This window comes from Sphaerisporangium dianthi, from assembly GCF_042654065.1.
GTDB classification, from domain to species: Bacteria; Actinomycetota; Actinomycetes; order Streptosporangiales; family Streptosporangiaceae; genus Sphaerisporangium; species Sphaerisporangium dianthi.
Genome location: NZ_JBHSFP010000001.1, coordinates 608,109 through 622,762, shown reverse-complemented (window position 1 = coordinate 622,762; position 14,654 = coordinate 608,109). Strand labels below are relative to the sequence as shown.

Annotated in this window: 14 protein-coding genes; 9 read left to right on the top strand and 5 right to left on the bottom strand. The window is 72.3% G+C overall.

Annotated features, from left to right (window positions below; all coding sequences use genetic code 11):
- Positions 1-193: 193 nt before the first annotated feature.
- Positions 194-538, bottom strand: a complete 345-nt coding sequence (locus tag ACFO60_RS02595; RefSeq protein WP_380836268.1) for a hypothetical protein — start codon at positions 536-538, stop codon at positions 194-196.
- 148 nt (positions 539-686) lie between these two features.
- Here ACFO60_RS02595 and ACFO60_RS02590 point away from each other — a divergent pair, with 148 nt between their 5' ends.
- The 4 genes from ACFO60_RS02590 (at position 687) to ACFO60_RS02575 (ending at position 4,408) form a co-directional block, all read left to right on the top strand.
- Entirely contained in the window at positions 687-1,436 is a 750-nt protein-coding gene (locus ACFO60_RS02590; RefSeq protein ID WP_380836267.1) for a GntR family transcriptional regulator, read from the top strand.
- A 200-nt stretch (positions 1,437-1,636) separates the two neighbouring features.
- On the top strand, positions 1,637-2,257 hold the full coding sequence (locus ACFO60_RS02585; RefSeq protein ID WP_380836266.1) for a GNAT family N-acetyltransferase: 621 nt from the start codon (positions 1,637-1,639) through the stop codon (positions 2,255-2,257).
- Between the two features lie 128 nt (positions 2,258-2,385).
- Entirely contained in the window at positions 2,386-3,066 is a 681-nt protein-coding gene (locus ACFO60_RS02580) for a copper homeostasis protein CutC (protein ID WP_380836265.1), read from the top strand.
- A 1-nt stretch (position 3,067) separates the two neighbouring features.
- Positions 3,068-4,408: a DUF6986 family protein gene (locus ACFO60_RS02575; RefSeq protein WP_380836263.1), complete on the top strand. Its 1,341-nt coding sequence runs from the start codon at positions 3,068-3,070 to the stop codon at positions 4,406-4,408.
- Between the two features lie 9 nt (positions 4,409-4,417).
- Here the strand turns inward: ACFO60_RS02575 and ACFO60_RS02570 are convergent, their stop codons facing one another.
- Entirely contained in the window at positions 4,418-5,749 is a 1,332-nt protein-coding gene (locus ACFO60_RS02570; RefSeq protein ID WP_380836261.1) for an FAD-dependent oxidoreductase, read from the bottom strand.
- A gap of 288 nt (positions 5,750-6,037) precedes the next feature.
- On the opposite strand from ACFO60_RS02570, the gene ACFO60_RS02565 reads away from it, so the two are divergent.
- Positions 6,038-7,798, top strand: coding sequence for a proline--tRNA ligase (locus tag ACFO60_RS02565; protein WP_380836259.1), 1,761 nt, complete (start codon positions 6,038-6,040; stop codon positions 7,796-7,798).
- Between the two features lie 129 nt (positions 7,799-7,927).
- On the opposite strand, the gene ACFO60_RS02560 is transcribed toward ACFO60_RS02565, so the two are convergent.
- From ACFO60_RS02560 to ACFO60_RS02550, 3 genes are all read right to left on the bottom strand, one after another.
- Positions 7,928-8,119, bottom strand: coding sequence for a DUF4236 domain-containing protein (locus ACFO60_RS02560; protein ID WP_380836257.1), 192 nt, complete (start codon positions 8,117-8,119; stop codon positions 7,928-7,930).
- A gap of 81 nt (positions 8,120-8,200) precedes the next feature.
- Positions 8,201-8,677, bottom strand: coding sequence for a ferritin-like domain-containing protein (locus ACFO60_RS02555; RefSeq protein WP_380836255.1), 477 nt, complete (start codon positions 8,675-8,677; stop codon positions 8,201-8,203).
- Complete coding sequence (locus ACFO60_RS02550) at positions 8,674-9,195, bottom strand: hypothetical protein (RefSeq protein ID WP_380836254.1); 522 nt, start codon at positions 9,193-9,195, stop codon at positions 8,674-8,676. Before ACFO60_RS02550 ends, ACFO60_RS02555 begins: the two co-directional genes overlap by 4 nt.
- 185 nt (positions 9,196-9,380) lie before the next feature.
- Between ACFO60_RS02550 and rimP the strand changes: the two genes are divergently transcribed.
- From rimP to infB, 4 genes are all read left to right on the top strand, one after another.
- Positions 9,381-9,899, top strand: coding sequence for a ribosome maturation factor RimP (rimP, locus tag ACFO60_RS02545; protein ID WP_380836252.1), 519 nt, complete (start codon positions 9,381-9,383; stop codon positions 9,897-9,899).
- An 11-nt stretch (positions 9,900-9,910) separates the two neighbouring features.
- Positions 9,911-10,924 (top strand): transcription termination factor NusA, encoded by a 1,014-nt coding sequence (gene nusA, locus ACFO60_RS02540; protein ID WP_380836250.1) that lies wholly within the window; start codon positions 9,911-9,913, stop codon positions 10,922-10,924.
- Positions 10,890-11,201 (top strand): YlxR family protein, encoded by a 312-nt coding sequence (locus ACFO60_RS02535; protein ID WP_380836249.1) that lies wholly within the window; start codon positions 10,890-10,892, stop codon positions 11,199-11,201. Before nusA ends, ACFO60_RS02535 begins: the two co-directional genes overlap by 35 nt.
- 151 nt (positions 11,202-11,352) lie before the next feature.
- Positions 11,353-14,652: a translation initiation factor IF-2 gene (gene infB, locus ACFO60_RS02530; RefSeq protein WP_380836247.1), complete on the top strand. Its 3,300-nt coding sequence runs from the start codon at positions 11,353-11,355 to the stop codon at positions 14,650-14,652.
- Positions 14,653-14,654: the final 2 nt, after the last annotated feature.

Genomic DNA, 14,654 nt, shown 5'->3' with positions numbered 1-14,654 from the left:
TGACGGTGAACACGTCCGCGCGCTGGGGCCCTCAGGGGATGCGCCGCACCAGGGGCGCCATGACGAGGTGGTGGCCGGGCCGGCGGTCGAAAACGGAAAGCGTGTCCTGGCGGGCGTGGGGGACCCGCCAGGACACGTTCCGCCCCGGCGCGACTTCCAGGACCCCGGCGAGGGTTGGGGTCCTGGCCGTCGTTTACCGCACGGAGTCGGTGGGCGGCCGGTCGCCGGAGTCATGAGCCCAGGGGTCCCCGGGCTCCTCCTCGGCCGGCCTGCGGAGGCGGCGCTTGACGAGCTGCGCGGCGCCGGCGGGGTCGTCCGACGGATGGGTGACCGTCAGGCCGTCCTCGGTCCAGACGAACGATCCGCTCCTGCACCAGACGGTCAGGCCGGTGGTCACGGACAGCACCGACATCCCGTTCGCGCTGCTCTGATAGGTGTGGGTGAAACCCTCCCGGTGCAGCGCGTAGCGCAGTAGACGCGTCGCCTCGCGGGGATCGTGCCAGGGCAGATATGGCGTGCCCGCCCGGACTGCCAGCACAGGCCCTCACCCCTCGCCGCCTCTTTGATGGATTTGTACCAACGTTTGGATAATGCGGTGTGGAGACGCTTGGGTCAAGGGGTTGTTTGCCGTCAGATCGAGATCGTCTAAATTCGTAGGTACAAAAGGACGCAACCGTAGGTGAGATTTGGCACGGTCTACGCTGTACCAGCAGGTGGCCGGCGAGCTGCGCAGGGCGATTTACTCCGGCGAGCTTGGGCCGGGCGCTCAGCTTCCGACGGAGATGGACCTCATGGACAGCCATGAGGTCAGCCGCAACACGGTGCGCCTCGCCCTGGCCGAACTGGAGAACGAAGGCCTCATCACCCGGATGCGCCGGCGCGGCAGCTTCGTCCGTGACCGCCGCGCGCTGCTCATGCGTCCCCAGGCCGAGCTGAACACGCCTCCCGGCGTGCTGCGCCGCGAGGCGTTCGCCGAGGCGGTCACCAAGGAGGGCCGCAAGCCCGGCCAGGAGATCGAGGTCTCGATCGTGGAGCCGCCCGAGGAGATCGCCGCGAGGCTGGAGCTGGAGGAGCACGCGCTCGCGGTGGTGCGGCGGCGGCTGCGCTACGTCGATGACCAGCCCTACAACACCAACGACTCCTACTTCCCGCACACGCTGGTGCGCGATTCCGAGATCGCCCGTCCGGCGGACATCACGCGTGGGGCCAACCGCGTGCTGGAGGAACTGGGTCACCGCCAGGTCCGCGTCGTGGACGACATCTCCGCTCGTATGCCGACTCCTGAGGAGTCCGGCCGTCTGCAGCTCGAACCTGGCACCCCTGTTGTCGTATATGTCCGAGTTGGCTACGACCGTGAGGACACCCCGGTCCGGGTCGCCGTGTCGGTTCTGCCCGCCGACAAGCATCTGATCAGGTATGAGCTCGCACTGAGCTGATTTCGCGCGCGCCGTCTCGCTCCGTGACGCGGCCGCGCCGTCCTGCCTCCGGCGCGGGCCGGGGCCGTCACCGCGGCCCTGAGGCCCGCAGGCCCGGCGGCGAACGCCGTTCCCACAGGCCTTCACTGATAGGGCCGCGCGCCCCCGGTCGAGCACTTTGTGTGTTCGAGGCGCTACCCACGGCGACGAAAGGACGAGTCATGTACTCCCACACCCTCCAGCAGGCCGGTTCCCTCACCCTGCGTAACGCCACCCCCGACGACCTTCCGGGCGTCCTCGCGCTGTTGGCGGAGACGGCGGGCTGGCTGAACGAGCGGGGCATCCGCCAGTGGCCCGCCGACGGCTTCCCGGCCGCGCGCATCGAGCCGCTGATCGCCGAGGGGACCATGTACGTGCTGGACGACGAGGACGCCGCGGACGCCCGTGAAGGCGGGCGGATCCACGTCCCGGCCGCCACCATGGCCCTGGACGACCACGCCGACCCGGAGTTCTGGAGGCGTGCGGACCACCCCGAGACCGGCCTGTACGTCCACAAACTGGCCGTCAAGCGGGTCTTCGCAGGTCAGGGCCTGGGCGAGACGCTGCTCGACTGGGCGGCGCTGCGCGTGGCCGCGACCGGCCGGCGGTGGCTGCGGCTCGACTGCTCCAAGAGCAACCCCGGCCTGCAGGGGTACTACCGCAAGCTCGGTTTCCGGCACCTCCGGACGGTGGACCTGCCGCACCGCGCCTCCGGCGCGCTGTTCCAGCGGGCCGCCGACCTGGCGTCTCCCGCTCTCCCGCACGCGCGGCGCCGCAGGTCGGCGCACGTGGGAAGCCGATGAGGCCTCGTCCCGGCGTCGCCAGAGCGCCGGGCAGATCATGATGTAGCCGGTTGATCCTGGATCATTAACCGGCTTGCGGGTGGTAGCGGTCCATCTATGGACAAGAGGGTCGGATAACCTCAGGACCCATGACCGGATCGCTGCTGGAGGTGATCGCGCTCGACGTGCGCGACGCCATGGCCGCAGAGGACGGCGGCGCGGACCGCCTGGAGATCGTGGCCGACATGTCCGTCGGCGGGCTGACGCCCGCCCCGGAGACCGTGGCGGCGATCGCCAAGAGGTCCGCGCTGCCGCAAATGGTGATGCTCCGCTCCAACGCCGGGTACGGCGCGACCCCCGAGGAGCTGGAAGGGCTGGAGCGCGACGCGCGCGTCCTGGCGGACGCCGGGGCGGCCGGGTTCGTCTTCGGCTTCCTCGACGACGAGGGCAGGGTGGACCTGGCGGCGACCGAGGCGCTGATCCATGCCGTCACCCCGCTGCCATGGACCTTCCACCGGGCCGTGGACAACGCCGACGACGTCCAGGCGAGCTGGCGGGCCGTGCGGCTGCTGCCCAACCTGGCCACGGTGCTCACCTCGGGCGACCCCTCGGGCATCGCGGCGGGGCTGCCCGTGCTGCGGTCGCGGGCCGAGGCGGGCGACGCGCCGATCATCCTGGCCGGCGGCGGGCTCAAGCCGCACCTGGTCCCCCCGCTGCTGGACTACGGCGTGCGGGCCTTCCACGTCGGCGGCGGCGTGCGGTCGTCCTGGTCGGACCCGGTCGACGTGGAGCGCGTCCGGCGGTGGCGCGACCTCGTGGACACGATCTAGCGTGCGCCTCACCCTCGGGAGCCACGACGTGCCGGGCGCGGACGCCGCCCTGGCCGAGCAGGCGCGGCGCTACCCGGGGCCCGGGGCCGCCTGGCAGCCGGTGCACACCGTGTACGTGCCCGCCGACCGCTTCGACGCCCAGACGGTGCGCGCCTGGGGCGAGGAGGCCCTGGACCTGCTGGAACGCCACCTCCCGGACGGCGCCGCCCTGTCGTCGGTCTTCGGCCCGTTCCCGGCGGAGACGCCCGGACCGCCTGCGGAGGCGCCAGGGACGTCCGCGGGTGCCTCCGGGACGGCCGCGGGCGCCTCCGGGACGGCCGCGGGGGCCGCTGAACCGTCCACGGGGGCCTCTGGGACGTCCGCGGGTGCATCTGGGACGGCCGAGGACGTGCGTCGCAGGGTGGCGCGCAAGCTCGCCCGCGAGCCGGTCGAAGACCTGCGCGTCGACTTCGAGGACGGGTACGGCGCCCGCACGGACGCCGAGGAGGACGGGCACGCCGTCCGGGCCGCCGAGGCGATCGCCGCCATGCACGCCGGCGGGACGCTGCCGCGCCGCTGGGGGCTGCGCGTCAAGTCGTTCGCAGACGGGAACCCGGCACGCAGCCTGCGCACCCTCGACGGCTTCCTCACCGAGATCGTCGCCCGGGCCGGCGGCCTGCCCGGCGGGTTCACCGTCACCTTCCCCAAGGTGCTGATGGAGGACTACCTCGGGCAATTCGCCGCGAGCCTGGCGTCTCTGGAGGAGGGCCTCGGGCTGCGGGCCGGCACGCTGCGCTTCGAGATGCAGGTGGAGGCGCCGCAGACCGTGCTGTTCCTCGCGCGCTCGCCCGACCTGGTGGCGGCCCTGGACGGACGCCTGGCCGCGGCGCACTTCGGGGTGTTCGACTACACCGCCGCCTGCGGGCTCCCGCCCGCCGAGCAGCGCCTGGACCACCCGGTCTGCGACCACGCCCGCGAGGTCATGCGCGTCGCGCTGGCCGGCACCGGAGTCGAGCTGTCGGACGGCTCGCTGGCCGCCTCGCCCGCCTCCGGCTCGACCGAGGACGTGCACGCGCTGTGGCGGACGCACGCCGCGATGGTCCGCCACTCGCTGCGCCACGGGTTCTACCAGGGCTGGGACATGCACCCTTCGCACCTGGTCGCCCGGTACGTCACCGTGTACGGCTTCCATCTGGCGACCCGGGACGCCTACGCCGCGCGGGTGCGCGCCTGGGAGGAACGGCGCGACGCCGGCGGCGGCGTGATGGACGAGCCCGCGACCGTCAAGACCCTGGCCGCGGCGTTGCGCCGCGCCGGCCTCGCTCTCGAAGACGCGGCCGGCCCGGCCCGGACGGATCGCTGACCAATCGGGTCAGGCCTCGGCGGCCGGGGGGAGTGGGAGGTCGCAGGCGGCGAGCATCGCGGGGCGGCCCACGAGCTTGACGTGCTCGCCGCGGCCCAGAGACAGGGCCAGGGCCGCCTCGGCGGCCTCGATGGCGAGCCAGTTGTCGTAGGTCACCGGCCGCACCCCGCGCGCCGCCAGCACCTCCTCCAGCCGGGCGGCCGGCTCGGGCCGCTCGGGCCGCGCGCCGAGATCGGCCAGCAGGGTGCGCACGGTCTCGGCGGCGTCGGACTTGTTGGTGCCGATGACGCCGGTCGGACCGCGCTTGAGCCAGCCGGCGACGTACTGCCCCTCGGCCACCCGGCCGGCGTCGTTCGGCACCGTCATCGTCGCCGTGTCGAACGGCACCCCCGGCAGCGGGACGCTCTGGTAGCCCACCGAGCGCAGCACCATGCCGGCCGGGATGGTCTCGTACTCGCCGGTGCCCACCACCCGGCCGTCCGAGAGGCGCGTGCGCTCGAGCCGCAGCGCCTCGACCTTGCCCGAGCCGAGGATCTCCACCGGCCGGAGCCAGAACCGGACGTCCATGCGCCGCGGCCGGCCCGCCGGGGTGCGCGCGGACCAGGACCTCAGCACCTCCACGTTGCCCCGGACCTGCCGCGACAGCCCGCCGAGCTCGCCGGAGCCTGCCTCGTCGGGGCGGACGAGCACGTCGCAGTTGACCAGCTCGCCCAGCTCGCGAAGCTCCTTGAGCGTGAACTTGGCGTGCTCGGGACCGCGTCTGCCGATCATGTGGATGGTCGTCACCTGGCTCTTGGCCAGCCGGTCGAGGACCTCCTGCGGCACGTCGGTGGACCGCAGCTCGTCGGCGGTCTTGGCCAGGATGCGCACCACGTCGACCGCCACGTTGCCGACGCCGATCACGGCCACCTCGGCGCTGTCGAGGGAGAAGGCGTCGGGCGGCATGTCGGGGTGGCCGCAGTACCAGTTGACGAAGTCGGTGGCGGCCACGCTGCCGGGGAGGTCCTCGCCGGGGATGCCGAGATGCCGGTCGACCATGGCGCCCGTGCAGTAGACCACCGCGTCGTAGCAGGCGCCGAGATCGCCGGCCGTGACGTCCGAGCCGAGCTCGACGCCGCCGAGGAAGCGCACCGACGGCAGCTCGAGCACCTTGCGCAGGTAGCCGGCGATCGACTTGATGGAGGTGTGGTCGGGCGCCACGCCGTATCTCACCAGGCCGTACGGCGTGGGCAGCCTGTCCAGGACGTCGATCTCGACGGGTTCGCCCGCCTGCTTGGTCAGGGCCTCGGCCGTGTAGATCCCGGCGGGACCTGATCCCACGATCGCCACGCGCAGCGACATGCGGCCTCCTTAGCGGGACCTGCCGGCCCCACGACGTCTTGCGCCGATTCTCGCCCAGGCCGGTCCTCCCGACCAGACTCGCACGCCGGAGGCGATCGCAATAATCCGGTTCGGCTGCCTGCGCTCCCGGAACGCCCCGGCGGAGGCGCGCAGGGGGGAGGCGAGGAAGCGGCCCGCCGGACGCAGCCGGGCGGCCTGGAGGCGTCCCGGGCGGGGTTAATTCGGGCGGGGCCCCCGCCGGACTCGATAGCCTGTACACCTGTCAACCACCGCGACCGAGGAGTAGCCGTGCCGCTGCGTATGTCCACCCTGTTCCTGCGCACCCTGCGTGAGGATCCGGCGGACGCGGAAGTGCCGAGCCACAAGCTGCTCGTCCGCGCCGGCTACGTCCGCCGCGTCGCCCCGGGCATCTACTCGTGGCTGCCCCTCGGCAAGATCGTCATGGAGAACGTCGCCCGCGTCGTCCGCGCCGAGATGGACGCCATCGGCGGCCAGGAGGTCCTGTTCCCCGCGCTGCTGCCCCGTGAGTACTACGAGGCGACCGGCCGCTGGACGGAGTACGGCGACACCCTGTTCCGCCTGAAGGACCGCAAGGGCGCCGACTACCTGCTCGGTCCGACGCACGAAGAGATGTTCACCGACATGGTGAAGGGGGAGTACTCCTCCTACAAGGACTACCCGGTCATCCTCTACCAAGTGCAGACGAAGTACCGCGACGAGGCGCGGCCCCGGGCGGGCATCCTGCGCGGGCGTGAGTTCATCATGAAGGACTCCTACTCCTTCGACCTGGACGACGACGGCCTCAAGCGCTCCTACGAGCTGCACCGCGAGGCCTACATCAAGATGTTCGACCGGCTCGGCATCCACTACAAGATCTGCTTCGCGATGTCCGGCGCGATGGGCGGCTCGGCCTCCGAGGAGTTCCTGGCCCCCACCCCCACCGGCGAGGACACCTTCGTGGCCTGCCACAACTGCGGATACGCCGCCAACGCCGAGGCCGTCGTCATCCCCGCGCCCCCGGCCGTGACCGCCGAGCACCCCGCCGCGCAGGTGCTCGACACCCCCGACACCCCGACGATCGAGTCGCTGGTCTCCTTCGTCAACGAGCGCTACGGGCTCGGCGTGACCGCCGCCGACACCCTCAAGAACGTCGTGGTGAAGGTGCGCACGCCCGGGTCCGACGAGGTCGAGACGCTGATCATCGGCGTGCCGGGCGACCGCGAGGTCGACTTCAAGCGGCTGGAGGCCTCGCTGTCGCCCGGCGTCCCCGAGATCTTCGAGGCCGCCGACTTCGCCAAGCACCCCGGCCTCGTGCGCGGCTACATCGGCCCGCAGGTCCTCAAGGAGCTCGGCATCCGCTACCTGGTCGACCCCCGGGTCGTGGCCGGCTCGTCCTGGGTGACCGGCGCGAACGAGCAGGGCAGGCACGCGGCGCACGTCGTGGCCGGCCGCGACTTCGAGCCCGACGGCACCATCGAGGCCGCCGAGGTGCGCGCGGGCGACTCCTGCCCCCGGTGCGCCCACCCGCTGTCCATCGACCGCGGCATCGAGATCGGCCACATCTTCCAGCTCGGCCGCAAGTACGCCGACGCCGCCGGCCTGGACGCCCTCGGCCCCGACGGCAAGCCCATCCGCATCACCATGGGCTCCTACGGGGTGGGCGTCTCGCGCGCCGTGGCCGTGCTGGCCGAGCAACTGCACGACGAGCTCGGCCTGGTGTGGCCCCGCGAGGTCGCGCCCGCCGACGTCCACATCGTCGGCACCGGCAAGGACAACCAGGTCGAGGTGGCGCTCGCGCTCGCCGAGGAGCTCGAGGGCAAGGGGCTGCGCGTGCTGGTCGACGACCGCGCCTCGGTCTCCCCTGGGGTGAAGTTCAAGGACGCCGAGCTGCTGGGCGTCCCGACCATCCTGATCATCGGCCGGGGGCTCGGTCAGGGCGTCGTCGAGCTGCGCGACCGCGCCACCGGCGTCAAGGAGGAGATCCCCCTCGCCGAGGCCGCCGACCGCGTGCTCGCCGCCGCCGCGCCGGCGCCCGCCCAGGGCGCCTGACGCCCGGCCGCGTTGCAAAGGGCCCGCCGCCTCTCGGCCCGAGGCGGCGAGCCCCTCACGCTCGCCGTGGCGGAGTCGTACCGCACGGCGAGCGGCTCGTGGCGCCGGAGCTCGCGCCCGGCGGCCGGTCTAGCTACGGCTGCCGCCGAGCGTCTTGCGCCAGTGGAATCCGCCCGGCAGGTTGATGGTCAGGGTGCGCCGCCCGTCGGCGGTCTTGGTGACACGGAAGCCTCGTCCGCCATAGCTGTGACCGACACCGCTCCGCGACAGGTTGAGCCGGAACGGCCCCATCTTGATCGATTTACGGTAACTCCAGCCCATGTGTCCTCCGTGCGTTTATGTGATGGACGGCTAACTACCCCGGACGCCGATCACAAACGTGGACTTATGGGCGAAATCGCCTTACTGGTCGAGGGAAACGGGCGGGCTGGTGGCCGGCCGCCCCGTCGGGGAGGCGGCCGGCGCGGGCGCCGGGTGGCCGGGCAACGCGGCGATCGCTGGCTGCCAGCCGTACCCCCGCACGGCGCTCTCTTGCATGGCCAGCGCGGCCAGCCGCCGCAGTGAGGGGTCGTCCACGGCGACCAGTTCGAGGTAGGCCGCCGTCACGCGGTCTTCGACCAGCGCCGCCAGACGGGCGGCGTCGCGCGCCGCGGTCACCGGGAACGGCAGCTCGTAGGCCGCTCCGGCCTCCGAGGGGACGCCGCCCCTGGCGGTGATCAGCCCGCGGATCTGGTCGCGCCTGGCCCGGTGGGCGTTGAAGCCCGCCGTCGCCGACGAACGCTGACCGCCGGAGGTGCGGGCTCCGACGACGCCGTAGGCGTACACGGCCGCGTGCTCGGCGGCCAGCACCTTGTTCAGCCCGCCCACGGCGTCGGTCACGACGACCTCGCCAGTGCCGCCGCATGGGCGGCCTCGCACGCGCCGATGGAGGCGAGCAACTGCGCCAGCGCAGGGGAGACCGCGCCGATCTGCCGGGGACGGGACGCCGCCGCCCTGCGTTCCATGTCGCGCAGCGCGCGGATCGAGACCGCCGGAGGCGAGGAGCCCGCGGAGGCGGCCGGCGCGGGCGAGCCCGTCGCGGGCGTCCGGGGCGTCGCCGGCGTCGCGGGCAGGCGGCGCCGCAACTCGGCCAGGTGGGCCTCGTGGCGCTGCTGGAACGGGCGCAGCGTGGCGGCCACCTCGGCGCCCGAGCGCGCGGCCTGCCGGTAGCTGGCCACCATTCGCTCCTTGTCGGCGATGACGCTGGTGAGCAGCACCGTCTCGCGGTCGGGCGGACGTGGCGTCGGCGCCGTGCCGGGCGCGGGCTCGGGCCCGGAACAGCCGGTCACGGACGCGGCGACCGCCGCGGCGGCGGTGCCGCTCAGCACCGCGCGCCGGGTCAGGGCACGCTGACGCACGGTGCGGCCTCCCGTGGATGACGGCTTTTCCTGGCTTGGCACATAGCATCGTACGGCGCGTCGCCCGGTGGGTAACCGAGTGACGCTCTTTCCGTGCCCCGGTGTCGATAGGCTGGTGAACCGTTGGGCGAGGTACGCCTTCGGCCGTTCTTTGAGACGGCCGTTGAAACAACTGGGAGGTCAGCATGGGCTCAGACGCTCGACGTGACCGCCTGATCAAGCTTCTTGAACCCGTCGCGGCCGCCGAGGGCCTCGATCTTGAGGATGTCACGATCACCCCGGCCGGCAAGCGGCGGCTCCTGCGTGTCATCGTTGACGGCGACCAGGGCGTGAGCCTGGACAAGGTCGCCGACATCAGCCAGATGGTGTCGCAGGCCCTCGACGACAGCGACGTGATGGGCGGCAGCCCGTACGTGCTGGAGGTCTCCTCGCCCGGGGTCGACCGCCCGCTGACCGAGCCGCGCCACTGGCGCCGGGCCAAGGGCAGGCTGGTGAAGGCCGACCTGCGCGACGGCAGCTCGCTGGAGGGCCGTGTCGTGGCCGTCGGCGACTCCGGCGTCGAGCTCTCGGTGGGGGAGGCCTCGCGCCCGCTGCTGTGGGACGAGCTGGCCAAAGGTCGGGTGCAGGTGGAGTTCCGCCGGCTCGACGATGACGTGCTGGACGATGAATACGACGCCGACGCCGACGACGGCGACGAGGGCTAGGGGGGAGCCTTGTGGACATTGACATGAGCGTCCTGCGCAGCCTGGAGCGGGAGAAGGACATCTCCTTCGACCTGGTCGTCAAGGCCATCGAGGACGCGCTGCTGATCGCCTACTTCCGTACCGAGGGGGCGGCGTCCAAGGGCCGGGCCGAGCTCGACCGCGCCTCCGGGCATGTGACCATCTGGGCGGCGGAGCTCGACGAAGACGGCCAGGTGGCCAGAGAGTACGACGACACCCCGGGCAACTTCAGCCGCATCGCCGCCACCACGGCGAAGCAGGTCATCCTGCAGCAGCTCAGGGACGCCGAGGACGAGATCAACTTCGGCGAGTTCGCCAGCCGCGAGGGCGAGCTGGTCGCGGGGGTCATCCAGCAGGGCAAGGACCCCCGGGTGGTTCTCGTCGACCTCGGCAAGATCGAGGCCATCCTGCCGCACAACGAGCAGGTGCCGGGCGAGGAGTACGTCCACGGCGAGCGGCTGCGCTGCTACGTGGTGCAGGTGAAGAAGGGCCACAAGGGTCCCTCGGTCACGCTGTCGCGCACCCACCCGAACCTGGTGAAGAAGCTCTTCGCGCTGGAGGTCCCCGAGATCGCCGACGGAACGGTGGAGATCGCCGCCATCGCCCGCGAGGCGGGCCACCGCACGAAGATCGCGGTCCGCTCGCGCCGGGGCGGGGTCAACGCCAAGGGCGCCTGCATCGGCCCCATGGGGTCGCGGGTGCGCAACGTCATGACCGAGTTGCACGGCGAGAAGATCGACATCATCGACTGGTCTGACGATCCGGCCGATTTCGTCGGGAATGCGCTGTCGCCGGCGCGGGTTTCCCATGTAGAGGTGATCGACCTCGACGGTCGTGTCGCCCGGGTGACCGTGCCCGACTACCAGCTCTCGCTCGCGATCGGCAAAGAGGGGCAGAACGCCCGTCTCGCCGCTCGCCTCACCGGATGGCGCATCGACATCCGGCCCGATACCCAACCGGCGGCTGCGGGGGATGCGGTCGGTCCCGCCGATGCCTCCACAAGGTAAGCTTGAGAACGGTGGCCGGGCGGCCCCGCTGAGAACATGTGTGGGCTGCCGGGTTCGCACGGTAAAGTCCGAGCTGCTCCGCCTGGTGGTGGTCAGGGGTGAGATCACTCCTGACCAGCGAGGACGGCTGCAGGGCCGTGGTGCGTACCTGCACCGGGCGCTGAGCTGCCTGGAGCTCGCCGAACGTCGCCGGGCGTTTCCGCGCTCGTTCCGTGTCGCGGGATCGCTCGACGTTTCGTGTCTGCGAGCTCATCTCGCGGGGCTTGACGCCGAGTAGGACCGGGTGAATGGTTACCAACTGTCATGTAGGACGCCGAGTCGATAGGCGGGTCAGATAGCGATGAGCGCCTGATGAGCATGCGGCGATGAGTACGTCTAGGTAGCGACGGTCCGGCGGCACAGCCTCCCGGGCCGAGTTAGGGAGTGCAGTGGCGAAGGTCCGAGTCTACGAGCTCGCCAAGGAGTTCGGAGTAGAGAGCAAGGTCGTGATGGCCAAGCTCCAAGAAATGGGCGAGTTCGTGCGATCGGCGTCTTCAACGATAGAGGCGCCGGTGGTCCGCAAGCTTACGGAGGCCCTCAAGGGGTCATCCGATTCCAGGGGCGGCGATAGGTCGTCCAGGGCGCCGAAGGCGTCCCCCCGGCCGGCTCCCAGCCAGGCCGGCAACGGCGCGCCCGCGCCGGGTCAGGCGGTTCCGCGGCCGGGTCCAGGCCCGCGCCCCGGTCCTGGTCCGCGCCCGGGTCAGGGACAGGGTCAGGCACAGGGGCCGGCGAACGTCGCCCCGCGCCCGCCCGTTCCGATGCCCCACGTCAACCAGCCTCCGCAGGAGGCCCCCCGTCCGGCGACGCCGCGTCCCGAGGCCGCCCGTCCTGAGGCCGCTCGTCCCGAGGCTCCGCGCCCGGCGACGCCGCGTCCCGAGACGCCGCGCACTGAGATGCCGCGTTCCGAGGCCCCCCGGTTCGAGGCGCCGCGTTCCGACGCGGGCCGTCCGGCCGCTCCCGGGGCGCGCCCCGGCTCCGGCCCCAGGCCGGGTCCTCGTCCGGGCCCGAACCAGCGTTCCGACGCGGGACGCCCGTCCGCGCCCGGCGGCGGCGCCCCCAGCGGCCCCAGTGCCCCCGGTGCTCCCGCGGGTCCGCGCTCCGGCGCTCCGGCGTCCGGCGGCGCTCCGCGTCCCGGCGGTCCCAAGCCGGGTCCGCGCGGCCCGCGTCCGGGCAACAACCCGTTCTCCTCGACCGCGAGCGGCATGGGCCAGCGCCCGCCGCGTCCGGGTCGCGAGGGCGGTGGCCCTCCCGGTCGTGACGGCGCTCCCCGCGACGCCGGTCCCCGCGAGCCGCGCCGTGACGGCGCCGGTCCGCGCGAGCCGCGCCGCGAGGGTCCCCGCGACGGCGCGATGCCGCGTCCGCCGGGCGCCCGTTCCGGCCCGCCCGGAGCGGCCGGTCCGCGTCCGGGTCCCGGCGCCGGTGGTCCGCGTCCCGGTCCCGGTGCGGGTGGCCCCCGTCCCGGTGGTCCGCGTCCGAACCCGATGATGATGCCCTCTCGCCCGTCCGGCCCCGGCCAGGGCGGCGGCGGCGGTGGCGGCGGTGGCCGTCCCGGCGGTGGCGGCGGTCGTCCCGGTGGCGGCGGTGGCCGTCCCGGTGGCGGTGGCGGCGGCGCCGGTCGTCCCGGCGGTGGCGGCGGCTTCAGCGGTCCCCGCACGGGCGCCGGTGGGCGTCCCGGTGGTGGCGGCGGCGCCGGCGCGGGTGCCGGTGGCGGCGGCGGTTTCGCCGGTCGTCCCGGTGGCGGCGGCGGTCGTGGCCGCGGTGGCACGGCGGGAGCCTTCGGGCGTCCCGGCGGCCGTCCGACCCGTGGCCGCAAGTCCAAGCGCCAGAGGCGTCAAGAGTTCGACAACATGCAGGCCCCGTCGATCGGCGGCGTGCAGGTCCCCCGCGGCACCGGCCAGACCCTGCGCCTGCCGCGCGGAGCCTCGCTGTCCGACTTCGCCGACAAGATCGGTGCGAACCCCGCCTCGCTGGTGCAGATCATGCTGCACCTCGGCGAGATGGTGACCGCCACCCAGTCGGTGAACGAAGAGACCCTGCAGCTTCTGGGCGCCGAGCTCAACTACGCCATCCAGGTCGTCAGCCCGGAGGAGGAGGACCGCGAGCTTCTCGAGGCCTTCGACATCGAGTTCGGCGAGGACGAGGGCGACGAGAGCGACCTCGCTGCGCGGCCGCCGGTCGTGACCGTCATGGGTCACGTCGACCACGGTAAGACCAAGCTGCTGGACGCCATCCGCAACACCAACGTGGTGGCCCGTGAGGCCGGAGGCATCACCCAGCACATCGGCGCCTACCAGGTCGCGACCGAGCACGAGGGCCAGGAACGCAAGATCACCTTCATCGACACCCCGGGTCACGAGGCGTTCACCGCCATGCGTGCCCGTGGTGCGCAGGCGACCGACATCGCCGTGCTGGTGGTCGCCGCCGACGATGGCGTGAAGCCGCAGACCATCGAGGCCCTCAACCACGCCCACGCGGCGGAGGTCCCGGTCGTGGTCGCGGTCAACAAGATCGACAAGGAGGGCGCCGACCCGACGAAGGTGCGGGCGCAGCTCACCGAGTACGGCCTGGTGGCCGAGGAGTACGGCGGCTCGACGATGTTCGTCGACATCAGCGCCAAGCAGGGCCTCGGCATCGACGACCTGCTCGAGGCGATCCTGCTGACCGCCGACGCCGAGCTCGACCTCCGCGCCAACCCGACGATGGACGCCCAGGGCATCGCCATCGAGGCCCACCTGGACAAGGGGCGCGGCCCCGTGGCCACCGTGCTCGTGCAGCGCGGCACGCTGCGGGTCGGCGACTCCATCGTCTGTGGCGAGGCCTTCGGCCGCGTCCGGGCCATGCTGGACGACAACGGCGACAACGTCGCCGAGGCCGACCCGTCGCGTCCGGTCCTGGTGCTGGGTCTCACGGCCGTGCCGAGCGCCGGTGACAACTTCATCGTCGTCACCGACGACCGCATGGCCCGCCAGATCGCCCAGCAGCGGGCGGCGCGGCAGCGCATCGCCGACATGGCGAGGTCCAGCCGCCGCCGCACCCTCGAAGAGCTCTTCAGCGACATGGAGAAGGGCAAGGTCGACGAGCTCAAGCTCATCATCAAGGGTGACGTCTCCGGTTCCGTGGAGGCCCTTGAGGACGCGCTGCTCAAGATCGATGTCGGCGACGAGGTGCGCCTGCGGGTGCTCCACCGCGCCGTCGGTGCGATCACCGAGTACGACGTCAACCTGGCGATCGCGGACGACAACGCCGTCATCATCGGCTTCAACGTGCGCCCCGAGGTCCGGGCGCGCGACCTGGCCGAGCGCGAGGGCGTCGACATCCGCTACTACTCGGTCATCTACCAGGCGATCGAGGAGATCGAGGCGGCCCTGAAGGGCATGCTGAAGCCCGAGTTCGAAGAGGCCCAGACGGGCACCGCCGAAGTCCGCGAGGTCTTCAAGGTGCCGAAGATCGGCAACGTGGCCGGCTGTCTGGTCCGTTCGGGCACGATCACCCGCAACAGCAAGGCCCGCATCATCCGCGACGGTGTCGTGGTGTCCGACAACCTCACCGTCTCGTCGCTGCGCCGCTTCAAGGACGACGCGACCGAGGTCCGCGAGGGCTACGAGTGTGGTATCGGCCTCGGATACGGCGATATCAAGATCGACGACGTCATCGAGACGTTCGAGATGCGGGAGAAGCCGCGCGCCTGACG